At 71.6% G+C, this 21737-nt stretch carries 20 protein-coding genes; 3 read left to right on the top strand and 17 right to left on the bottom strand.

Going from position 1 to position 21737, the window contains the following annotated elements:
* Positions 1 to 35 precede the first annotated feature (35 nt).
* Positions 36 to 1070 (bottom strand): response regulator, encoded by a 1035-nt coding sequence (locus AB0C12_RS40805; RefSeq protein ID WP_360556219.1) that lies wholly within the window; start codon positions 1068 to 1070, stop codon positions 36 to 38.
* Positions 1067 to 1744 carry a ribulose-phosphate 3-epimerase gene (gene rpe / locus AB0C12_RS40800; protein ID WP_360556218.1) on the bottom strand — a complete coding sequence of 226 codons (678 nt, stop codon included), beginning with the start codon at positions 1742 to 1744 and terminating at the stop codon, positions 1067 to 1069. Before rpe ends, AB0C12_RS40805 begins: the two co-directional genes overlap by 4 nt.
* Positions 1745 to 1821: 77 nt before the next feature.
* On the opposite strand from rpe, the gene AB0C12_RS40795 reads away from it, so the two are divergent.
* Entirely contained in the window at positions 1822 to 2688 is an 867-nt protein-coding gene (locus tag AB0C12_RS40795; protein WP_360556216.1) for a septum formation family protein, read from the top strand.
* Positions 2689 to 2693: 5 nt separating this feature from the next.
* Here the strand turns inward: AB0C12_RS40795 and AB0C12_RS40790 are convergent, their stop codons facing one another.
* The 4 genes from AB0C12_RS40790 to def are packed head-to-tail and all read right to left on the bottom strand — an operon-like array spanning position 2694 to position 6380.
* A complete protein-coding gene (locus AB0C12_RS40790; RefSeq protein WP_360556214.1) occupies positions 2694 to 3335 on the bottom strand; it encodes a sulfotransferase family protein in 642 nt (213 codons plus the stop codon).
* A gap of 48 nt (positions 3336 to 3383) precedes the next feature.
* Positions 3384 to 4901 carry a transcription antitermination factor NusB gene (locus AB0C12_RS40785; RefSeq protein ID WP_360556212.1) on the bottom strand — a complete coding sequence of 506 codons (1518 nt, stop codon included), beginning with the start codon at positions 4899 to 4901 and terminating at the stop codon, positions 3384 to 3386.
* Positions 4898 to 5824 (bottom strand): methionyl-tRNA formyltransferase, encoded by a 927-nt coding sequence (gene fmt / locus AB0C12_RS40780; RefSeq protein ID WP_360556211.1) that lies wholly within the window; start codon positions 5822 to 5824, stop codon positions 4898 to 4900. Before fmt ends, AB0C12_RS40785 begins: the two co-directional genes overlap by 4 nt.
* Before the next feature lie 4 nt (positions 5825 to 5828).
* On the bottom strand, positions 5829 to 6380 hold the full coding sequence (gene def / locus AB0C12_RS40775) for a peptide deformylase (protein WP_360556209.1): 552 nt from the start codon (positions 6378 to 6380) through the stop codon (positions 5829 to 5831).
* 174 nt (positions 6381 to 6554) lie between these two features.
* Between def and AB0C12_RS40770 the strand changes: the two genes are divergently transcribed.
* Positions 6555 to 7037, top strand: a complete 483-nt coding sequence (locus AB0C12_RS40770; protein WP_360556208.1) for a GNAT family N-acetyltransferase — start codon at positions 6555 to 6557, stop codon at positions 7035 to 7037.
* A 24-nt stretch (positions 7038 to 7061) separates the two neighbouring features.
* Positions 7062 to 7667 carry a LysE family translocator gene (locus AB0C12_RS40765; protein WP_360556207.1) on the top strand — a complete coding sequence of 202 codons (606 nt, stop codon included), beginning with the start codon at positions 7062 to 7064 and terminating at the stop codon, positions 7665 to 7667.
* 31 nt (positions 7668 to 7698) lie between these two features.
* Here AB0C12_RS40765 and AB0C12_RS40760 read toward each other — a convergent pair whose 3' ends face one another.
* The 11 genes from AB0C12_RS40760 to carA all read right to left on the bottom strand — a co-directional run bounded on the left by AB0C12_RS40760 (position 7699) and on the right by carA (position 21734).
* Entirely contained in the window at positions 7699 to 9903 is a 2205-nt protein-coding gene (locus AB0C12_RS40760) for a primosomal protein N' (protein WP_360556357.1), read from the bottom strand.
* 155 nt (positions 9904 to 10058) lie between these two features.
* Positions 10059 to 11249: a methionine adenosyltransferase gene (gene metK / locus AB0C12_RS40755; protein ID WP_360556205.1), complete on the bottom strand. Its 1191-nt coding sequence runs from the start codon at positions 11247 to 11249 to the stop codon at positions 10059 to 10061.
* A 75-nt stretch (positions 11250 to 11324) separates the two neighbouring features.
* Entirely contained in the window at positions 11325 to 12548 is a 1224-nt protein-coding gene (coaBC, locus tag AB0C12_RS40750; protein WP_360556203.1) for a bifunctional phosphopantothenoylcysteine decarboxylase/phosphopantothenate--cysteine ligase CoaBC, read from the bottom strand.
* A gap of 71 nt (positions 12549 to 12619) precedes the next feature.
* Positions 12620 to 12883 carry a DNA-directed RNA polymerase subunit omega gene (rpoZ, locus tag AB0C12_RS40745; protein ID WP_015623990.1) on the bottom strand — a complete coding sequence of 88 codons (264 nt, stop codon included), beginning with the start codon at positions 12881 to 12883 and terminating at the stop codon, positions 12620 to 12622.
* 21 nt (positions 12884 to 12904) lie between these two features.
* Positions 12905 to 13507 (bottom strand): guanylate kinase, encoded by a 603-nt coding sequence (gene gmk / locus AB0C12_RS40740; protein ID WP_360556202.1) that lies wholly within the window; start codon positions 13505 to 13507, stop codon positions 12905 to 12907.
* 32 nt (positions 13508 to 13539) lie between these two features.
* Positions 13540 to 13857: an integration host factor, actinobacterial type gene (gene mihF, locus AB0C12_RS40735; protein ID WP_125806289.1), complete on the bottom strand. Its 318-nt coding sequence runs from the start codon at positions 13855 to 13857 to the stop codon at positions 13540 to 13542.
* Positions 13858 to 14040: 183 nt separating this feature from the next.
* Positions 14041 to 14871, bottom strand: coding sequence for an orotidine-5'-phosphate decarboxylase (gene pyrF, locus AB0C12_RS40730; protein ID WP_360556200.1), 831 nt, complete (start codon positions 14869 to 14871; stop codon positions 14041 to 14043).
* Between the two features lie 21 nt (positions 14872 to 14892).
* On the bottom strand, positions 14893 to 16179 hold the full coding sequence (locus AB0C12_RS40725; RefSeq protein ID WP_360556198.1) for an adenosylmethionine--8-amino-7-oxononanoate transaminase: 1287 nt from the start codon (positions 16177 to 16179) through the stop codon (positions 14893 to 14895).
* A 73-nt stretch (positions 16180 to 16252) separates the two neighbouring features.
* Complete coding sequence (locus tag AB0C12_RS40720; protein WP_360556197.1) at positions 16253 to 17281, bottom strand: quinone-dependent dihydroorotate dehydrogenase; 1029 nt, start codon at positions 17279 to 17281, stop codon at positions 16253 to 16255.
* On the bottom strand, positions 17278 to 20589 hold the full coding sequence (gene carB, locus AB0C12_RS40715; RefSeq protein ID WP_360556196.1) for a carbamoyl-phosphate synthase large subunit: 3312 nt from the start codon (positions 20587 to 20589) through the stop codon (positions 17278 to 17280). The genes AB0C12_RS40720 and carB overlap by 4 nt, the downstream gene beginning before the upstream one ends.
* Positions 20589 to 21734 carry a glutamine-hydrolyzing carbamoyl-phosphate synthase small subunit gene (gene carA / locus AB0C12_RS40710; protein ID WP_360556194.1) on the bottom strand — a complete coding sequence of 382 codons (1146 nt, stop codon included), beginning with the start codon at positions 21732 to 21734 and terminating at the stop codon, positions 20589 to 20591. The genes carB and carA overlap by 1 nt, the downstream gene beginning before the upstream one ends.
* Positions 21735 to 21737: the final 3 nt, after the last annotated feature.

Here is a 21737-nt window from a genome sequence, read left to right as displayed (position 1 = left end):
CGAATCGCGGGTTGCCACCTGCTGGGCGATCCACGTCACAGACCCACGCCCGACGAGGGATCCTCCGGGTCCTCGGAGTCGGCGCGCCGGCGGTCGATCGCCACGAACGAGCCCGGCTGGCTCTTGGCGACCTTCTTCATCTCGGAGGCCACGGCGACGACCACCCGGGCATCCTCGAAGCGGCGGCCCTCGGCGGTGGCCTGCGCGACACCGATCGAGAGCGTCACCAGCGCGGCGCGCTGCTTGTTGCCGCGGCGGTCGGGGACCTCGATGTAGCCGCGCTGGGCGTCCTCGGGGTCGTAGAGCTGGTCGGCGACGGTCTCGAAGTCGGTCACGGTGCGCTTGGTCAGCGGCAGGACCTGCTCGGGGGTGCAGATGAAGACGAAGTCGTCACCGCCGATGTGGCCCAGGAAGACCGGCGGGCGCCCGGTGGCCGCGACGGCCCGGTGCAGGCTGCCGGCCAGGGCGGTGATGAACTCGTCGCCGCGGTCGAAGCCGTACACGTCGTTGACGCTCTTGAACCGGTCGATGTCGATGTAGCCGACCGCGAAGTCCTTGCCGGTCTTCATCCGGTCGACGATCTCGCGGCGCACCCGGGCGTTGCCGGGCAGGCCGGTCAACGGCGAGACCTCGCGGAACTCCTTGTTGCGCCGCAGGGTCGAGGAGACCCGGGCGATCAGCTCGGCGGTGTCGAACGGCTTGACCAGGTAGTCGTCGACGCCGGCGGTGAGGCCGACCACCTTGTCGACGGTCATCCCCTTGGCGGTGAGCATGATCACCGGCAGGGCCGAGGTGAGCGGCTCGGCGCGCAGCCGGCGGGTCAGCTCGACGCCGTTCATGTTCGGCATCATCCAGTCGACCACGGCCAGGTCGGGACGGCGGCTCTCCATCACCTCGAGGGCCTGCTGGCCGTCGCGGGCCCGCATCACCTCGAAGCCGTGCACCTTGAGGTTGAACGCGACGAAGCTGGCGATGTCCTCGTCGTCGTCGACCACCAGGATCAGGTCGGGCCGCTCCTCCGGCTCGGCGGCGCTGGCGTCGACCTTGTGCCGGACGACTCCGGTGCTCATGCGTGCACCATCGAACGCTCGGCCAGGGCGCGCAGCTTGCGGCAGGCCTCGGCGGGGTCCTCGGCGCCGTACACCGCGGTGCCCGCGACGAACGCGTCGGCGCCGGCCTCGGCGGCCTGCTCGATGGTGTCGGCGGCGATGCCACCGTCGACCTCCAGGCGTACCTCGAGGTTCTTGGCCTTGATCCGGCGGCGCACGTCACGCACCTTGCCCAGCATCTCGGGCATGAACTTCTGCCCGCCGAACCCGGCCTTGATCGTCATGATCAGCACCGTGTCCACATAGGGAATCAGCTCGAGATACGGCTCGACGGGCGTGTCCCGGTCGATGGCCAGGCCCGCCTTGGCGCCCGCCGCGCGCAACGTCTTGGCCAGGGCCACGGGGTTCTCGCAGGCCTCGGCGTGGAACGTCACGTTGTACGCCCCCGCTTCCGCGTAACCGGGGGCCCAGCGCTCCGGATCCGTGATCATCAGATGCACGTCGAACGGGATGGCGGTCGCCTTGCGCAGACTCTGCACGACCGGCAGGCCGATGGTCAGATTCGGGACGAAATGGTTGTCCATGACATCCACGTGCACCCAGTCGGCGGCGCCCTCGATGTCGTGCACCGCGGTGGCGAGGTGCGCGAAGTCCGCGGCCAGGATGCTGGGGGCGATGATCGGCGATGACTCCACCGGTGAAGTGTATGGCCTGTTTGCCGTCACCCGGGATACTCCTGGGGACTGCCTTCAGTCCGTTCCCGGAGGGTTCTATGCGACACACGGCGGTGCTGCTGGCGGTGCTGCTCACCGCCGGTTGCTCCGGCGCGCCACCGGACGGCACCGACGGCGACCTGACCGACGACTGGCGGACGCCCTCGTCCCCGGCTCCCTTCCGGCCCGCCACCGGCGAGTGCCACGAGATGCTGGCGGCGACGGCGGCCCTGGACGACTACCGGCCGGTGGATTGCGCCGAGCTGCACGTCTCGGAGACCTTCCACGTCGGCACCGCGGCGGACGCCGACGTGGTTCCGGCCGCCGGCACGGCGGGTGCCCGGGCCGCGTTCCAGGAATGCTCGACCAGGGCGGCCGGCTTCCTCGGCGGCCCGTGGCGCACCGCCCGGGTGGCCGTGCAGGTGGTCTGGCCGACCAAGGCGGCCTGGTCGGGCGGGGCGCGCTGGTTCCGCTGCGACGTCACGACCGCCGACCTCGACGGGCAGAGCCGGACCAGCCGCACCGGCAGCCTGGCCGGGGAACTGGCCGGTGCGTCACCGCTCAAGCTGGGCTGCTTCAACCCGACGGTCGACGGCGAGACGGTGACGACGATGCGCCCGGTCCCGTGCGAGGAGCGGCACCGGGCCGAGTTCGCCGGGCTGTGGAAAGCGCCGGAGATCACCTACGCGGCGCTGGAGTCCGGCACCGAGCGCAGCGCGGCGGGCTGCCGCGGGGTGATCGCCAAGTTCGCGAAGCTGCCGGACGACTCGGACATGCAGTACCGCACCGGTTGGATCTCCTACAACCCGACGCGCACCGAATGGCTGTCCGGCGAGCGGCGGGTGCGCTGCTTCGTGTACTTCGCCAAGCGGACCTTCACCCGCTCGCTGAAGGGCGCGGGCCCCTCGGTGCTGCCCGTGGACTGACGGCGCTACAACTTGCCGGCGTTCTGCCGCTCCCGGATCCGCGCCTGGAAGGTCGCACTGTCGTTGGCCCGCGGGAACGGCGCGTCCGGGACCGGGACGCCGAGGAAGTCGCAGAGCGGCTGCCAGCCCTGCGAGACCTCGAACTCCAGCAGCCGGTCCGCCGGGACTTCGCGGCGCACCGCGTCGTTGTGCTCGGTGAAGACCCGCACGGCGTGCTCCCGGTCGGCGAAGCGGCCGCCGAACGTGCCCTCCCAGATGAGCGACCGGACCATGGCCAGGCCCGCCGTGACGGAGTCGTCGCCGTCGCGCGGAGCGCTCTGCGCCGCCTGGAAGATCGTGCTGTGCGCGCTGTCGTACCACTTCTGCGGGTCGCGGACCGTCAGCACCACCTTGGCGTCCGGATGCCTCTCGGTCAGCTCCCGCCAGAAGTACGTGCCGGGCCAGTCCACCGTGGAGCGGTGCCCCTCCAGCGCCTTGTCGAGGCTGGAGAGGTCGCCGCCCTCCGCGGCCCGGGCGAACAGAGTCGCCCGTTCGGGATCGTCGAGCAACGGCAGCATGTGCATGCACGGCCCGCGGCCCAGCATCTCGAGCGCGATCTTCAGGCTGAGTGTGCCGGTACGGCCGAAACCTGCCCCGATGACATCCATGTCCATCTTTATACCGGACTTTGTTGACCGGAACAGTGCAGAAGGCGCTCAGCTGGTGCGGCGCAGCACCGCCAGGAACATCGCGTCGGTGCCGTGCCGGTGCGGCCACAACTGCACCGTCGGGCCCGGGCCCAGCTTGGGCATGCCCGGCGGCAGCAACGGGCGCGCGTCCACGAAGTCGACCTCCACGCCGCTGCGGCGGGCGCCCTCGGTGACGGTCACCTGCGTCTCCACCATGTGCGGTGAGCAGGTCACATAGGCGACCACGCCGCCGGGACGCACGGCCCGCAGCGCGGCCACCAGCAGCTCCCGCTGAAGCCGGGTCAACGGCGGAAGATCGGCCGGGGTACGCCGCCAGCGCGACTCCGGACGCCGGCGCAGCGAGCCCAGCCCGGTGCAGGGCGCGTCGACCAGCACCCGGTCGAAGCCCTCCTCCGGCAGGTCGGGGTCGCGTCCGACCGTACGGCCGTCGGTCGGCAGCACCGTGACCGGCAGTCCGGCGGTGGCCTGCTCGACCAGCCGGGCCCGGTGATCGGCGACCTCGACGGCGGTGACCTCGGCGCCGCGCAGCGCGGCGATCGAACCGAGCAGCCCGGCCTTGCCGCCCGGACCCGCGCACAGGTCCAGCCAGCGGCTGTCCTGGCCCTCGATCGGCGCGGCCAGCAGCGCGGCCGCCACCAACTGCGAGCCCTCGTCCTGCACGTGGGCCCGACCGTCACGGATGGCGGCCAGCTCACTCGGCGAACCCCCGTTGAGGTAGACCGCGTACGGCGAGAACGCGCCCGGCACACCCTCGACCTCGTCGGCCAGCTCGACCGCGTCGGCCCGCCCCGGCCGCGCGCACAGGTGCACGGTCGGCGGCTGATTGTCCTCGATCAGCAGCCGGGCGGTGTCCTCCAGGTCGCCACCGAGCGCCTCGGCGAACGACCGGATGATCCACTCCGGGTGGTTGTGCACGACCGCGAGGTTGCCGACCGGGTTCTCCGCGTAGTCCGGGGCCAGCTTGGTCAGCCACTCCTCCAGGCCGGTGTCCGAAATGGTGCGCATGACCGCGTTGGCGAAACCGTGGGCGGCGGGCGCGACCGCGCGGACCAGGTCGACGGTCTGGTTCACCGCGGCGTGCGCCGGCACCCGGGTGAAGAGCAACTGGTACGCCCCCAGACGCAACGCGTCGCGAGCGGGCGGATCAATGCGCGACACATCCCGGCCGGCCGCGTCCGCGATGATCAGATCCAGGGTGCCCACGGCGCGCAGGGTGCCGTAGGTCAGCTCGGTCGCGAACGCCGCGTCCCGGCCGTGCAGCCGCATGTCCCGCAGGATCTGGGCCAGCACCAGGTTCGCGTACGCGTCATCACGGTGCACGGCCGCGATGGCCTCGTACGCGGCCTGCCGGGCCGGGTCCGACGGCGGGCGACCCGCTCGCGGAGCCCGCCCGGAACGGCTGTCGCGGCTCTGCTCCCGGCCCTGCCCAGGCCCGCCGGGGCGGCGCGGGCCGGCGTTGTGCGGCCGGTCGGCACTGTGCCGGCGCTGCTCCTGCGGCCGCTCGGCCCGATGCTCTTCGGTCATGAGAGGGTCTCCCCCGGGTTGAGGCGCAGGCCACGCGCCCAGTCGGAGGCCGACATCGGCTTCTTTCCGGCCGCCCGGACCTCGCCCAGGACCACCGGGGTGGTCGCCGTGCCCACCAGCACCTGGGTGCGCTCGACGAGCAGCTCCCCCGGAGCCAGCGGGGCGGCGTTGGCGACCGGGCGCACCGGCCCGAGCTTGAGCCGCTCGTCACGCAGGGTGGTCCAGGCGCCCGGCGCCGGGGTGCAGGCGCGGATGCGCCGGTCGACGGCGAATGCCGGGTCGCTCCAGCGGACCCGGGCGTCCTCGACGGTGATCTTCGGGGCCAGCGACACGCCGTCGGCGGGCTGCGGGTGCGCCCGGGCGGTGCCGGCCTCGATCGCGTCCAGGACGGCGACCAGCAGGCCGGCGCCCTCGGTGGCCAGCCGGGTGAGCAGGTCACCGGAGGTGTCGGTGGGCCGGATCTGCTCGGTCAGCGTGCCGTAGACCGGCCCGGTGTCCATCCCGGCCTCCAGCTCGAACACGCTGGCGCCGGTGACCTCGTCGCCGTGCAGGACGGCGTGCTGCACCGGCGCCGCGCCACGCCAGGCGGGCAGCAGCGAGAAGTGCAGGTTGACCCAGCCGTGCTTGGGGATCTCCAGGGCGCTGGGCGGCACCAGCGCGCCGTACGCGACCACGGGCACGCAGTCCGGGGCGAGCTCGCGCAGCCGTTCGAGGAACTCCGGCTCGCGGGGGCGCTGCGGGGTGAGCACCTCGATGCCGCGTTCGTCGGCCCAGGCGCCGGCCGGTGAGCGCACCAGGCGGCGGCCGCGGCCGGCCGGGGCGTCGGGGCGGGTGACGACGGCGACGATCTCGTGGCTGGAGGCGGCCAGGGCGTCGAGCGACGGCAGGGTCACCTCGGGGGTGCCGGCGAAGATCAGGCGCACCGGGTCACCGCCCCAGGCCGAAGATGCCGTGCGGGTTGACCTTGACCTTCGGCGGGGCGCCGGCGTCGTACCACTCGGCGGCCCGGATCTGCTTCATCGCGTCCTTCCGGGCGGCGGCGTCCAGCCGGTCCAGGAAGAGCACGCCGTCGAGGTGGTCGGTCTCGTGCTGCACGCAGCGCGCCATCAGGCCGGTGCCGACCAGCTGCAACTCCTCGCCGTTCTCGGTGAAGCCCTGGGCGACGACGTGCTGGCGGCGCTTGGTGTCGACGTACACGCCCGGGATGGACAGGCAACCCTCCGGGCCGTCCTGCTCCTCCTCGTCGGGGAACGACAGCACGGGGTTGACGATGTGGCCGGTCACGTCGTCGACGTGGAAGGTGAACACCCGCAGACCCACGCCGAGCTGGGGTGCGGCCAGGCCGGCGCCGCCCTCGTCCTGCATCGTCTCGGTGAGGTCCCGGACGAGCCGGCGCAGTTCCTTGTCGAAGTCGACCACGGCGTCGGCCGGCGTACGCAGCACCGGGTCGCCGAACAGACGGATGGGCTGGACGGTCACGCGGGTGCCACTCCTGACTGCTCACAAAAATCGCTGATCGCACCTAGTCTACGGAGCCCGGCCGGACGGCCGGCGTCGCCCAGCCGCGCGGCGTGGACCGCTGGCCTCCCTGCACCCGGACCCGCGCGTCCCGCCCGTACGCGAACAGATCGGCCTGCTGGCAGTCTCATCCTCATGACCATCGAGATCAGAGCGCTCACGCATGCGGACATCGACGCCGTTGTCGGGCTGTCGCTGCGGGCCTGGACGCCCGTCTTCGCGTCCTTCGAGACTGTGCTGGGCGAGGACATCTACCGCCGGATCTACCCGGACTGGTTGTCGTCGCAGGCCCGGGACGTGACGAAGGTGTGCACCGAACACGCCCCGACCACGTGGGTGGCCACTGCCGGCGACGAGCCGGTCGGCTTCGTCGCTCTGGTGCTCAACGATGCGGACCGCAGCAGCGAGATCGAGATGCTGGCGGTCGACCCGGCGCACCAGCGCAAGGGCATCGCGGCCGCGCTGATCTCGTACGCCGTGGAGCAGGCGCGAGCGGCGGGAGCGCGGCTGGTGGCGATCGGCACCGGGGGTGACCCGGGCCACGCACCGGCCCGCCGCGCGTACGAGAGGGCCGGCTTCACCGCGCTGCCCCAGGTCAGGTACTACCGGGCGCTCTGACGGCGGCGGGGTTACGGTCGACAGATGACGTGGTCGACGTACGGATCATTCTTGATCTTCGCGATCGTGCTCGTCCTGGTGCCGGGCCCGGACTTCGCGGTGATCACCAAGAACACCCTGGCCGGCGGGCGCCGCCGAGGCTCCTGGAGCGCGGCCGGAGTGGCCAGCTCCAACGCGGTGCAAGGCCTGGCCGCGGCGGCCGGACTGGGCGCACTCGTGACCCGGGCGCAGCCCGTGTTCCAGGCGATCAAGTGGGCGGGAATCGCGTACCTGGCGTACCTGGGCATCCAGGCGCTGCGGTCGGCGCTGGCCGGTCGCTATGCCGAAGCCGGAAGCGAGGCTTCGGGGGCGGGATGGCGGCAGGGGTTCCTGTCCAACATCACCAATCCGAAGGTCCTGGTCTTCTACCTGGCGGTCCTGCCGCAGTTCCTGGGGCCGGACGCGCCGCTGGGGGCGCTGCTCGTGCTGGCGCTGAGTCATGCCGTGCTGTCGTTGCTGTATCTGCTGGTGGTGGTGGCCGGGTTGGCGCGGGCTAGGCGGCTGCTGGCCCGCCGGCGCGTTCGGCGCATGCTCGATGCGGCTACGGGGGCGGCGTTGCTCGGGTTCAGCGCCAAGCTGGCCACGGAGTGAGCTGTCATCCCGGCCACGGTGAGCCGCTGGGTCAGAGGAGTTCGGCGGGGTCGATCTGGATGCGGATCGGCAGGTTGGACTTCTTCACGCTGCGGACCGCCGCCGCCTCGTGCAGAGCTCGGGCCAGCGCCGCCGCGCGCCCCCGGGAAACCCGGAGCAGCATGCGTTCCTGGTCGTCGGCTGCCGGAACCGGACCGAGGAGTTCCACATCGTCGGGCAGGCGTGCCGCGCTCAGGAACTCGGCGACCGCCTCGGCCTGGCCGGTGACGCTGGCCATCCGGGCTGCCGGCGGGAAGCCCAGTTCGCGGCGTTCGGCGAGCTCACGGGCCGCGAACCAGCCCGGGTCCCAGCGCAGCAACGCCTGCACGGGTGCCAGTGCACCGTCGGCCACGACCACGACCCGGCCACCCGCCGGACCGGGCCGTGCCAGCGCGGCCGCGGACAGCCAGCGCCGCATGGTCTCCTCGGCGGCCCGCAGATCCGCCCGGGACAGCAGCGCCCACGTGTCCAGCAGCAGCACCGCGCCGTAGCCGCTTTCGGCAACCGGCTCCGCTCCTGGTGTGGCGACGACGACGGCGGCCGTTCCGGGAACGGTGGTCAGGATCTCGTCCCGGCCGGAGGTGCGCACCGGGAACCCCGGGAAGGCCCGGCCGAGCTCTTCCGCCGTACGCCGGGCACCGGTCACCGAGGCCCGCAGGCGCCGCCCACCGCAGGCCGGGCAGGCGTAGTCGGCTGCGGCCCGGCCGCACCAGTGACAGGCCGGCACGTCCCGCGAACCGGCAAGCCCCAGTGGACCGGAGCAGTGCGGGCACCGGGCCGGGGTCCGGCACTCGGCGCAGGCGGTGGACGGAAGGTAGCCCCGCCGCGGCACCTGCACCAGCACCGGCATCCCGGCCTGCAACGCGCCACGAGCCGCCTGCCAGGCCAGACTCGGCAGCCGCGCGGTCACCGCACCGGGATCCCGCGCCAGCTGCGGATCATCACCGGTCGGCGCGATGGCCGGGCTGCGCGCCCGCAACGTGCCACGATCGGCGACGATCTCCTTGGCCCATCCGGTCTCCAGCAGCAACTGCGCCTCACCCGTGCGGGCGAAACCCCCGACCAGCGCGGCGCAGTCGGCCAGCTGCGCGCGGGTGAGCAGAACATCCCGGGCGTGCGGGTACGGCGCCCGTGGCTCGGCGTGCAGGTCATCCCCGTCGTCCCAGATGACCACGAGCCCGAGGTCGGCGACGGGCGCGAACATGGCAGCCCGCGTCCCGACGACAACGGGCACCCGATGCCGGCTCGCAGCGAGAAACCTCCGATATCGCTCAGCCGGCCCAGCGGCGGCGTTGAGGGCGACATGCCGCCCATCGCCGAGCACCACGGTCAGAGCTCGATCGAGCCGCTCCAGATCTCGCGCGTCCGGCACCACGATGACCACACCCCGGCCACCCCGGACGACGGCCCCGGCCGCCTCCGCGATCCGCGCGGGCCAGTCCTCCCCGGGCAGCGCGGACCACACGGCCCGAGCCGGCCGGCCCTGCGCCAAGGCATGCAGGAAAGCCCCGCCGGTGGGATAAATCCCCCACCCGTGCGCAACCGCCTCCGGCTGGACAGTCCCGGCGCCGGCTGCTTCCGGGTGGAGGGGTGGTGCCTCGGCTGGACCCGGCTCGCCATCAACATCGGCGCCGTTCTCCTGCCGGTCGTCAGCCACGCCCGGACCAGCCGGTGTGCCGCCGACCGGGCTCGGCTCCACCTCAACGGCCGCGGTCGGATGAATCTCCGCTACGTCCCCGGACGGCACCACATCGACCGCATCCGGGTGTGCCGACGGCACACCCGCTGAACCACGTTGTGCGTCCGGGACGGCAGGTCCTGACCCCACCGGCCGAGACTGTCCCGGTGAATCCGACAAGGACGGCGGGGTGGCCTGCGCCTCCGCGCGAGCGTGACGAGGCGGCACAGCCAGCCGCAACACATCCGAGAGATTCCCCGCATACCGGTCAGCGACAGCGCGAGCCAGCCGCGCCACCTCAGGGTCCAGCACCCGCTCCGGCGAGACCACTTTGTCGAGGAAGGCCAGCTTTCCGCCGTGCGGACTGGACTCGACCCGCTCCAGGAGGAAGCCGTTCACCAGCTGCCCGGCGAAGCGGACCTTCACCCGCACACCGGACTGAGCAGCCTCGTCGTCGGCCGCGGAGACCAGGTAGTCGAACGGGCGGTCGAGGTGGGCCAGCGGCACTTCGACGCTCACCCGGGCCACCGGCAGCCGGGGTGCCGGCTCGCGGTCGGGTTTCGCCTTGGCCGCCTTCACCCGCACATTCTGGCGCGCGGGTACGACATCTTCCGGCGCAAACAGCACGGGTGCCTCGACCGGAGTCGAGGCACCCGTTCCTGGCGTCACCAAGCTCAGGCCGCGGCGGACTTCAGGTCCTGGGCGCGGTCCGTGTTCTCCCACAGCAGTTCCGGCAGTTCGCGGCCGAAGTGGCCGTACGCCGCGGTCTGCTGGTAGATCGGGCGCAGCAGGTCCAGGTCGCGGATGATCGCGGCCGGACGCAGGTCGAACACCTCGTTGATGGCCTTCTCGATCCGCTCCACCGGCACGTTCTCGGTGCCGAACGTCTCGACGAACAGCGACACCGGGTGCGCCTTGCCGATCGCGTACGCGACCTGCGTCTCACAGCGCTCGGCCAGGCCGGCGGCGACCACGTTCTTGGCCACCCAGCGCATCGCGTACGCCGCCGAGCGGTCCACCTTCGACGGGTCCTTGCCCGAGAAGGCGCCGCCGCCGTGACGGGCGTAGCCGCCGTACGTGTCCACGATGATCTTGCGGCCGGTCAGGCCGGCGTCGCCCATCGGTCCGCCGATCTCGAAGCGACCGGTCGGGTTGACCAGCAGGCGGTAGTCCTCCACGTCCAGGCCCAGGCCCTCGAGCTCCGGGGCGATGACGTGCTCACGGACATCCGGGGTCAGCAGCGACTCCAGCGAGATGTCGGCCGCGTGCTGCGACGACACCACGACGGTGTTCAGCCGCACCGGGCGCAGGCCGTCGTACTCGATGGTGACCTGGGTCTTGCCGTCCGGGCGCAGGTACGGGATCGTGCCGTCCTTGCGGGCACTCGACAGCCGCCGGGCCAGCCGGTGGGCCAGCGCGATCGGCAGCGGCATCAGCTCCGGGGTCTCGGAGCAGGCGAAGCCGAACATCATGCCCTGGTCGCCCGCGCCCTGGGCGTCGAGCGCGTGCTCGGAGTTGCCCTCGCGCAGCTCGACCGCGCTGTCCACACCCTGGGCGATGTCGGGCGACTGCGAGCCGATCGACACGCTGACGCCACAGGACGCGCCGTCGAAGCCCTTCTTGGACGAGTCGTAGCCGATGCCCAGGATGGTCTCGCGCACGATGCTCGGGATGTCCGCGTACGCCTTGGTGGTCACCTCGCCGGCCACGTGAACCTGGCCGGTCGTGATCAGGGTCTCCACCGCGACGCGGCTGCGGGGGTCCTGCGACAGCAGGGCGTCGAGAATACCGTCGCTGATCTGGTCAGCGATCTTGTCCGGGTGGCCTTCCGTGACCGACTCGGAGGTGAACAGGCGGCGTGCCACGGTGCTCCTCAGATTTGTCGAAGTTTCGTTCCGCGGCAGTGTAGTCACCACCGCTGTAGTGACGCCGGGGCGGTCTCAGCCCGTCCCAAGCGTGCCGACCTGCGGATCAAGGCGCCCGGCGACCTGATCCCATATCGCATCGGCTACCTCGTCTTTCGGGAGTTCCCCCAGCGCGGTGGTGCTCCCGTCGGCGCCCAGGATCGTGACTGTGTTGTTGTCCGACCCGAAGACCAGGTCGACGCCCACCTCGTTAACGACGATGAGGTCGGCGCGTTTCCGGACCAGTTTGCCGCGGGCGTTCTCCAGCGCGTCGTGGGTCTCGGCGGCGAAGGCGACGAGCAGCTGACCAGGGCGTTTGGCCGCGCCGAGCTCGGCTGCGATGTCCGGGTTGGTGACCAGCTCGAGGGTGGGCGCCGTACCCTCGTCGCTCTTCTTGATCTTCTGGCCGGCGACCGCGGCCGGCCGGAAGTCGGCCGGCGCCGCCGCCATGACCACGACGTCCGCGTCCGCGGCGGCCTCGACCGTGGCCTTGCGCAGCTCCTCGGTCGTGCCGACGCGCACCACGTCGGCGCCCGCCGGATCGTCCAGAGTGACGTTCGCCGCAATCAGCGTCACGCGCGCGCCCCGGGCGACCGCCGCACGGGCCAGGGCGTATCCCTGCTTGCCCGACGAGCGGTTGCCCAGGAACCGGACCGGGTCCAGCGGCTCGCGGGTGCCACCGGCGGTGACGACCACCCGGCGGCCCGCCAGGTCGGTCCCCGCGGCCGCGCCACGACGCAGCACGCGCACGGCGGCGGCGAAGATCTGGGCCGGGTCCGGCAGCCGGCCCTTGCCGGTGTCGGCCCCCGTGAGCCGGCCCACCGCCGGCTCGATGACGATCGCGCCGCGGGCCCGCAGGGTCGCGACGTTGGCCCTGGTGGCCGGGTTCTCCCACATCTCGGTGTGCATGGCCGGGGCGTAGACCACCGGGCACGTCGCGGTGAGCAGCGTGTTGGTCAGCAGGTCGTCCGCGATGCCGTGGGCCGCCTTGGCGAGCATGTCGGCGGTGGCCGGCGCGACCACGACCAACTCGGCGTGCCGGCCGATGCGCACGTGCGGCACCTCGTGCACGTCGTCCCACACCTCGGTGGTCACCGGGCGGCCGGACAATGCGGCCCAGGTGGGCGCGCCGACGAACTTCAGCGCGGACGCGGTCGGCACGACGCGCACGCCGTGACCCGACTCGGTGAACAGCCGTAGCAGCTCACAGGCTTTGTACGCGGCGATGCCACCGCACACCCCGAGCACGACCTCCGGCATGGGCACACTTCCCGTCAACGAAAAACCCGCGCCCGCGGTGAGCGGGCGCGGGTGCACGGCGGATCAGCGGATCAGGGGTTGTCGGTCGCCTCGGCGGTCAGCAGACCGGCGTTGATCTCGCGCATCGCGATCGAGAGCGGCTTCTCCTGCGGAGTGGTCTCGACCAGCGGGCCGACATACTCGAGCAGACCCTCGCCGAGCTGGCTGTAGTAGGCGTTGACCTGGCGGGCGCGCTTGGCCGCGAAGATCACCAGCGAGTACTTCGACGAGGTCTTGTCGAGCAGCTCGTCGATCGGCGGGTTGGTGATGCCTTCGGGGTTGGCGATGGTTCCCACAGTGATGTACTTCCTTAATTCTCAGCTTGACACCGGCGGCTGAGCGGGAGTCAGAAACGACGAACCGAGCAATCCTACCAGCTCGTCGGCGGCACGCTCGACGAAGTCGTTGACCACGGTGCGGTCGAACTCCTTCTCGGCGGCGAGCTCCTCGTCGGCGTGCGCCAGGCGCCGCCGGATGGTCTCCTCGTCGTCGGTGCCGCGCCCGATCAGCCGGCGCTTGAGCTCCTCGACGCTGGGCGGGGCGAGGAAGACGAGCTGGGCGTCGGGCATCGTGGCCCGCACCTGCCGGGCGCCCTGCAGGTCGATCTTGAGCAGTACCGGTCGGCCCTGCGCCAGCCAGCCCTCGACCTGGGCCCGGGGCGTGCCGTAGAGGTTGCCCGCGAACTCCGCCCACTCGAGCAGCTGGTCGCCGTCGACGAGGCGCTGGAACTCCTGGCGGGTGACGAAGTGGTAGTGCTCGCCGTCGGTCTCGTAGTCACGCTTCTTGCGGGTTGTCACCGACACCGACAGCTTGATCCATGGCGAGCGCGCCCGGATCAGCTCGATCACGCTGTCTTTGCCCACCCCCGAGGGGCCGGACAGGACGGTGAGTCGGGCTGCCGGGCGCGCGTCGTCATCCATGCTCACAGGCTCATTCAACACGAGCCGGTGAGTCAGTTCGCAGCGAACTCCCCCAGGAGGGCCTTACGCTGCTGCTCGCCCAGGCCACGAAGACGGCGACTGTCGGCGATCTTGAGCTTCTCCATGATCTGGGTGGCCCGGATCTTGCCGATGCCCGGCAGCGCCTGGAGCACGGCCGAAACCTTCAGCTTGCCGACGACGTCGTCGCCTTCCGCCCGGTCGAGCACGGCGGCGAGGGTGGTCTTGCCAGACTTGAGCTGATCTTTCAGCTCGGCCCGGGCCTTGCGAATCTCCGCGGCCTTCTCCAGCGCGGCTTTACGCTGCTCGGGGCTTAGTTGCGGGAGCGGCACCAGTTCTCCTCAGGTCCCTATCGCACCGGTAGTCCAATACCGGCACTCTGTGAAACGTGGTGTGCCAGGGAACCAAAGGGGCATGTGGTTCCCGGCGCCGGGAAAACTAGCGGTCAGCGGCGGTTTCGGCAACGTGGGGGTACCCCCCACCCGGACCGGGGCAGGCCTGCTAGGCAGGCCGTTTCACCCGATCACGGCGCTACACGCGGTGACCGCTCGGTCCGCGGCGGCCCGCAGCGAGGTCACATCGGGCCCCGCGCCGAGGACCTCGCGTGAGTACGACGGCAGCACGTTCCGCAGGCTCTCCCCGAAAATTTCGCGCAGGTCCGCGGGGCTTCCACCCTGCGCTCCGAGGCCCGGGGCGAGCAGTGGTCCGTTCACCTTGGACAGGTCGTGGCCGGTGGCGCCGATGGTCGCGCCGACCACCAGCCCGAAACTTCCGAGCGGCTCCGCACCCACGTTGACCTGCGCAATCTCGTCGATCACGGTCTGCCCGACGGTCCGCCCGCCGGCCCCGACGGCGTGCTGGACGCTCGCTCCCTCCGGATTGGAGGTCAGCGCCAGAACGAAAACGCCGCCGCCGTGTCCGGCCGCCATGTCGAACGCGGGCTGCAACGAGCCGACTCCGAGATAGGGACTCACAGTGATCGCATCAGCACACAGCGAACTGTCCGGATTGAGGTAAGCGCTTGCGTACGCGGCCATCGTCGAGCCGATGTCGCCCCGCTTCACGTCGAGAAGCACCAGCGCACCGGCCTCGCGTGACTGTCGGATAGTTGACTCAAGAACGGCGACGCCACGTGACCCAAATCTCTCAAAGAAAGCCGACTGCGGCTTGAGGACGGCGACCCGATCGGCCAGTGCTTCAACGACCGTTAGGGCGAAGCGTTCCAGGCCGGCGACGTCGTCCGAGAGGCCCCAGCGGGCGAGCAGAGCGGCGTGCGGATCGATGCCGACACACAGCGGCCCCCGCTCCCGGGTGGCACGGTGCAGGCGGCTTCCGAAGGACTCCATAGGGGCGTTCTCACTTCCGTGTCAGGTGGCGGACACCGCCGCGGCGATTCCTTGGGTAATGCGGACGACGTCGGCGTCGTCGGTGACGTACGGCGGCATCGTGTAGATCAGGTCCCGGAACGGCCGCAGCCACACACCGGCGGCCACGGCGGCGGCAGTCGCCCCGGCCAGGTCGACGGCGTGATCGAGCTGGACGACGCCGATCGCGCCCAGGACCCGCACGTCGGCGACCCCGGGAAGGGCCCGCAGCGGCTCCAGGCCGTCCCGGAGGCCCGTCTCGATACGCCGGACCTGGCCCGGCCAGTCCTGGGCCCGCAGCAGGCCGATGGAGGCGTTGGCGACGGCGCAGGCCAGCGGGTTGCCCATGAAGGTCGGCCCGTGCGCCAGCCCGCCGGCGTCGCCGGCGGAGACGGCGTGGGCCACCTCGGCGGTGCAGAGGGTGGCGGCGAGGGTCAGATATCCCCCGGTGAGGGCTTTGCCCAGGCACATGATGTCGGGCGTCACCCCGGCGTGGCCGGCGGCGAAGAGCTCACCGGTACGGCCGAAGCCGGTCGCGATCTCGTCGAAGATCAGCAGTACGCCGTGAGCAGCGGTCACCTCGCGCAGCACCCGCAGATAACCGGGGTGATGCATGCGCATGCCGCCGGCGCCCTGCACGACCGGCTCGACGATGACGGCGGCGAGCTCGTCGGCGTGCCGGGCGACCAGTTCGGTCAGCTCGGTGGCGTAGGTCTCGTCGTAGCCGGCCGGTGGCGGGCCGGCGAAGACCTGGGCGGGTAACACCCCGGTCCAGAGCTGGTGCATCCCGCCGACCGGGTCGCAGACGCTCATCGGATGGAACGTGTCGCCGTGGTAGCCGCCGCGCCAGGTGGCGAGCTTGCGCCGCTGCGGCCGGCCCCGGGCGAGCTGGGCCTGCAGGGCCATCTTGATGGCCACCTCGACCCCGACGGAGCCGGAGTCGCAGAGGAAGACGTGCTCGAGCCCGTCCGGGGTCAGCTCGACGAGGGTGGTGGCCAGCTCGACGGCGGGCGCGTGGGTGAGCCCGCCGAACATGACGTGGCTCATCCGGCCGGCCTGCTCGCTCAGCGCCGCGTCCAGCACAGGGTGCCGGTAGCCGTGGATGGCGGCCCACCACGACGACATGCCGTCGATGAGCTCCCGCCCGTCGGCCAGCCGCAGCCGGACGCCCTCGGCGCTCTCGACGACGTAGGGCTCGCTGCGCCCGGGCATCGGCCCGTAGGGATGCCAGACGTGCGCCCGGTCGAGCGCCAGCAGCTCGGCCTCGCCCCGCCCGCCGCCGCGGCTCAAAGCCGGCCCCGCAACCCGCCGCAAGCCACGCCGGCGGTCACAGCCGGGCCGGGAACCGCGGCCGGGCCCGGGGTCACGGCGTGGCCTTCTCCCCGGCGGTCGCATAGGCCCTGGCCGCGGCCCGGACCAGGGCCGGACCGCGGTAGATGAAGCCGGTGTAGAGCTGCACCAGCGCCGCCCCCGCGTCGAACATGCGGGTCGCGTCGTCCGGCTCCAGGATGCCGCCCACGCCGATGATCGGCAGCCGGCCGCCGGTCTCCTCGTGGACGAAGTGGACGATCTTGCGGGCCCGCTCGGTGAGCGGCCGCCCGGACAGCCCGCCGGCCTCCCCCGCCCGCGGCTGGTCGGCCGCCGCCAGCCCGTCGCGGGACAGCGTCGTGTTGGTCGCGATGACGCCCGCCGCGCCGTACGCGAGGCAGACCTCGAGCAGCTCCGCGATGGCCGGTTCGGTCAGGTCCGGAGCGATCTTCACCAGCACCGGCTTCTCGCCCACCAGCGCCCCGAGCAGCGCCGCCAGGGCCGACTTGTCCTGGAGCGTACGCAGCCCGGGGGTGTTCGGCGACGACACGTTGACCGCGATGTAGTCCGCGTACGGGTGCAGCAGGTTGTAGGACGTCAGGTAGTCCTCCACCGCCTCCTCCAGCGGCGTCACCTTGGACTTGCCCAGCGAGATGCCCAGCGGCACCGCCGGCGGCCCCAGCTCGGCCAGACGGGTGGCCAGGGCTGCCGCGCCCGCGTTGTTGAAGCCCATCCGGTTGATCACGGCCTCGCTGTCGGGCAGCCGGAACAGCCGGGGCTTGTCGTTGCCGGGCTGGGGTTTCGCGGTGACCGTGCCGACCTCGACGAAGCCGAAGCCGAGCGCGGGCCAGGCCGGCAGGGCCACCCCGTTCTTGTCCATGCCGGCCGCCAGCCCCACCGGGTTGGGGAACCGCACGCCGAAGACCTCGACCGGCGCCGGCACCGCATAGCGGCGGTGCAGCAGCGCCCGCGGGCCGGCACCCAGCCCGGCGAGCCGTTCCAGGGTGAACTCGTGAGCCTTCTCGGCGTCACCGCCACCCACCCGGAACAGGACCGGCCGAACAGCGCCGGTGAAGACGCTCACTCGCCCTCCCGCAGCGTGGCGTGCAGCTCCTGCAGCGGGCGGACCGTCATGTCGCCGCGCATCAGGGCCTCGATGCCCATCACCGCCGCGGCCGCGCCGGGCACGGTGGTGATGCTCGGGATGTCGTACGTGACCGCGGCGCTGCGGATCTCGTAGCCGTCCGAGCGGGCGCTCGCCCCCGAACCCTGCGGCGTGTTGATGATCAGGGCGATCTCGCCGGCCTGGATCAGCGCCACCGCGTTCTGGCCGGGGCTCTCGAAGTGCTTGGGCACGATCTCGCACTCGATGCCGTGCCGGCGCAGCACCTCGCCGGTGCCGGCCGTGGTGACGATGGTGAAGCCCAGGTCGGCCAGGCGCTTGACCGGGAAGATCATCGAGCGCTTGTCGCGGTTGGCCACCGAGACGAAGATCTTGCCGCTGGTCGGCAGCGAGCCGTACGCCGCCGCCTGCGACTTGGCGAAGGCCGGCCCGAAGGCGGGGTCGATGCCCATGACCTCGCCGGTCGACTTCATCTCCGGACCGAGCAGGCTGTCCACGCCCTTGCCGGCCGGGGTGCGGAACCGCTTGAACGGCAGTACCGCCTCCTTGACCGCGATCGGTGCGTTCGCCGGGGTCTCGCCGCCGTCCCGGTTGCGGAACAGGATGCCCTCGGCGCGCAGTTCCTGGATGGTGGCGCCGAGCATGATCCGGGCGGCCGCCTTGGCCAGCGGCACCGCCGTCGCCTTGGAGACGAACGGGACGGTCCGGGACGCGCGCGGGTTGGCCTCCAGGACGTAGAGCGTGTCGTCCTTGAGGGCGTACTGGACGTTGAGCAGGCCGCGCACGCCCACACCGCGGGCGATCGCCTCGGTGTAGCGGCGCACCTCGGCCAGGTGCGAACCGGCCAGGGTGACCGGCGGCAGCGAGCAGGACGAGTCGCCGGAGTGGATGCCGGCCTCCTCGATGTGCTCCATGACGCCGCCGAGGTAGACCTCGCCGGTGGCGTCGCAGAGCGCGTCCACGTCGATCTCGATCGCGTCGTCCAGGAAGCGGTCGACCAGCACCGGGTGGTCCGGCGAGATCTCGGTGGCCCGGGCGATGTAGTCGGCCAGCGTCGGCTCGTCGTACACGATCTCCATGCCGCGGCCGCCGAGCACGTACGACGGCCGGACCAGGACCGGGTAGCCGATCTCGTCGGCGATCGCCTTGGCTTCGGAGAAGCTGGTCGCGGTGCCGTGCTCGGGCGACCGCAGGCCGGCCCGGTGCAGCACGTGGCCGAACGCGCCGCGGTCCTCGGCCAGGTCGATCGACTCGGGCGAGGTGCCGACGATGGGTACGCCCGCGGCCTTGAGCCGCTGGGCCAGGCCGAGCGGGGTCTGGCCGCCGAGCTGGACGATCACGCCGACCACGCCGGGACCGCCGGCGGCCTTGCCGGACGAGTCCTCGGAGTGGAACACCTCGAGGACGTCCTCGAAGGTCAGCGGCTCGAAGTAGAGCCGGTCGGCGGTGTCGTAGTCGGTCGAGACCGTCTCCGGGTTGCAGTTGACCATGACGGTCTCGAAATCGACCTCGCGCAGCGCCATGACCGCGTGCACACACGAGTAGTCGAACTCGATGCCCTGCCCGATCCGGTTCGGCCCGGACCCGAGGATCAGCACCTTGGGCCGGTCGGACGGCGCGACCTCGGTCTCCTCCTCGTACGTGGAGTAGTGGTACGGCGTGTTCGCCTCGAACTCGGCGGCGCAGGTGTCGACCGTCTTGTAGACCGGCCGCACCCCGAGCCGGTGCCGCAGGGTGCGCACGCCGTCCTCGCCGGCCAGTTCCGGGCGCAGCGCGGCGAGCTGGCGGTCGGAGAAGCCCGAGCGCTTCGCGCGGCGCAGCAGGGCCTCGTCGAGCACCGGGGCCGCCTCGACCGCGTCCCGCAGCTCGATCAGGGCGGCGATCTCGTCGAGGAACCACGGGTCGATGCCGCCGCTGGCCTCGTGCACGTGCTCCACCGTCGCGCCGAGCCGGAGCGCGCGCTCGACGGTGTAGAGGCGCCCGTCGTGCGGGACCCGCAGGGCCTCCAAGGTCGACGCGAGGTCGGCGTCGTCAGGGAGAGTCCAGAAGCCGGCCGCCTTGGTCTCCATCGAGCGCATCGCCTTGTTGAGCGCCTCGGCGAAGTTGCGGCCCAGGCTCATCGCCTCGCCGACCGACTTCATCGTGGTGGTCAGCTCGGCGTCCGCGCCGGGGAACTTCTCGAACGCGAACCGCGGGATCTTGACGACCACGTAGTCCAGCGCCGGCTCGAACGCCGCCGGGGTCTTGAGCGTGATGTCGTTCGGGATCTCGTCCAGGGTGTAGCCGATGGCCAGCTTGGCGGCGATCTTGGCGATCGGGAAGCCGGTGGCCTTGGAGGCCAGCGCGCTGGACCGCGAGACCCGCGGGTTCATCTCGATCACGACCAGGCGGCCGTCGGCCGGGTTGATCGCGAACTGGATGTTGCAGCCGCCGGTGTCCACGCCGACCTCGCGCAGCACGGCGATGCCCAGGTCGCGGAGCTGCTGGTACTCGCGGTCGGTGAGCGTCATGGCCGGGGCGACGGTGACGCTGTCGCCGGTGTGCACGCCCATCGGGTCGACGTTCTCGATCGAGCAGACCACCACGACGTTGTCGTGCTTGTCGCGCATCAGCTCGAGTTCGTACTCCTTCCAGCCGAGCACGCTCTCCTCGATCAGCACCTCGTGCACCGGGGAGGCGGCCAGGCCGCCGCCGGCCAGGCGGTCCAGGTCCTCGTCGTTGTGCGCCATGCCGGAGCCGAAGCCGCCCATGGTGAACGACGGCCGGATGACCACCGGCAGGCCCAGCTCGGCCACCGCGGCGTGCACCTCGTCCATCGAGTGACAGACCCGCGAGCGGGGCGTCTCGCCGCCGGCCTTGGCCACGATGTCCTTGAAGAGCTGCCGGTCCTCACCCTTGCGGATGGCGTCGACGTTCGCGCCGATCAGCTCGACGCCGTACTTCTCCAGGACGCCGTTCTCGTGCAGGGCGATCGCGGTGTTGAGCGCGGTCTGCCCGCCCAGGGTGGGCAGGATCGCGTCCGGGCGTTCCTTGGCGATGACCAGCTCGACGAACTCGGGGGTGATCGGCTCGACGTAGGTGGCGTCGGCGAACTCCGGGTCGGTCATGATCGTGGCCGGGTTGGAGTTGACCAGCGAGACGCGCAGCCCCTCGGCGCGCAGCACCCGGCACGCCTGGGTACCGGAGTAGTCGAACTCGCAGGCCTGGCCGATGACGATCGGGCCGGAGCCGATCACCATCACGTGCTGCAGATCGGAGCGCTTCGGCATCAGCGGGCCTCAACCTTCTCGACGAGCTCCACACCGGGCTTGCCTTTTCGTTCCACAAGTTCCACGAAACGGTCGAACAGGTAGTCCGCGTCGTGCGGACCGGCTGCCGCCTCGGGGTGGTACTGGACCGTGAACGCGGGCACGTCCAGCGCCCGCAGACCTTCGACCACGTTGTCGTTGAGGCAGACGTGCGAGACCTCGACACCACCGAAATCGGTGTCGATGACCGTGTTCAGCGGCGCGTCGACCGCGAAGCCGTGGTTGTGCGAGGTGACCTCGACCTTGCCCGTGGTCTTGTCGAACACCGGCTGGTTGATGCCGCGGTGGCCGTACCCCAGCTTGTAGGTGCCGAAGCCGAGCGCCCGGCCCAGGATCTGGCTGCCGAAGCAGATGCCGAACAGCGGCACCCGGCGGGTCAGGACCGCCCGGGCCAGTTCCACCGGTACGTCCGCGGTGGCCGGGTCGCCCGGGCCGGGTGACAGGAACACCGCGTCCGGGCTGACCTCCAGCAGCTGCTCGATCGTCGAGGAGGCCGGGAAGATGTGCGTGGTCACGCCCCGCTCGGCCAGTCGCCGGGAGACGTTGCGCTTGATGCCCAGGTCCAGCGCGGCCACCGTGTACCGGTGCTCGCCGACCGCTTCGACCGTGTACCGCTCGGGCGTGGTGACCTCGGCGGACAGGTCGGCGCCGGTCATCTGGGGCTGAGCCAGCACCCGGGCCTTGAGCGAGGCCGGGTCGAGGTCGACGGTCGAGATGCCGACCCGCATCGCGCCGCGTTCGCGCAGGTGGCGGGTCAGGGCGCGGGTGTCGACGCCGCTGATGCCGACGATGCCCTCGGCGGTGAGCCGCTCACCGAGGTCGCCGGTCGAGCGCCAGTTCGACGGCCGGCGGGCCGGGTCGCGGACCACGTAGCCGGCCACCCAGATCCGGTCCGACTCGTCGTCCTCGGCGTTGACGCCGGTGTTGCCGATCTGCGGCGCGGTCTGCACGACGACCTGCCGGTGGTACGACGGGTCGGTCAGCGTCTCCTGGTAGCCGGTCATGCCGGTGGTGAACACGGCCTCACCGAAGGTCTCGCCCTCGGCGCCGTAGGACTGACCACGGAACGTGCGCCCGTCTTCGAGCACAAGAATTGCTGGTTTCACTGA

The organism is Actinoplanes sp. NPDC048967 (assembly GCF_040649415.1).
GTDB lineage: Bacteria > Actinomycetota > Actinomycetes > Mycobacteriales > Micromonosporaceae > Actinoplanes.
Note: the sequence above shows the minus strand (reverse complement) of the source record. Positions and strands in the feature narration are given on the sequence as shown.

What these genes read in the sequence shown, in the direction of transcription:
- carB (WP_360556196.1), bottom strand. Translation starts at nt 20,589, where the DNA reads ATGCCGAAGCGCTCCGATCTGCAGCACGTGATGGTGATCGGCTCCGGC.
- AB0C12_RS40770 (WP_360556208.1), top strand. Translation starts at nt 6,555, where the DNA reads ATGACCATCGAGATCAGAGCGCTCACGCATGCGGACATCGACGCCGTT.
- AB0C12_RS40805 (WP_360556219.1), bottom strand. Translation starts at nt 1,070, where the DNA reads ATGAGCACCGGAGTCGTCCGGCACAAGGTCGACGCCAGCGCCGCCGAG.
- AB0C12_RS40765 (WP_360556207.1), top strand. Translation starts at nt 7,062, where the DNA reads ATGACGTGGTCGACGTACGGATCATTCTTGATCTTCGCGATCGTGCTC.
- pyrF (WP_360556200.1), bottom strand. Translation starts at nt 14,871, where the DNA reads ATGGAGTCCTTCGGAAGCCGCCTGCACCGTGCCACCCGGGAGCGGGGG.
- AB0C12_RS40785 (WP_360556212.1), bottom strand. Translation starts at nt 4,901, where the DNA reads ATGACCGAAGAGCATCGGGCCGAGCGGCCGCAGGAGCAGCGCCGGCAC.
- AB0C12_RS40795 (WP_360556216.1), top strand. Translation starts at nt 1,822, where the DNA reads ATGCGACACACGGCGGTGCTGCTGGCGGTGCTGCTCACCGCCGGTTGC.
- AB0C12_RS40790 (WP_360556214.1), bottom strand. Translation starts at nt 3,335, where the DNA reads ATGGATGTCATCGGGGCAGGTTTCGGCCGTACCGGCACACTCAGCCTG.
- gmk (WP_360556202.1), bottom strand. Translation starts at nt 13,507, where the DNA reads ATGGATGACGACGCGCGCCCGGCAGCCCGACTCACCGTCCTGTCCGGC.
- coaBC (WP_360556203.1), bottom strand. Translation starts at nt 12,548, where the DNA reads ATGCCGGAGGTCGTGCTCGGGGTGTGCGGTGGCATCGCCGCGTACAAA.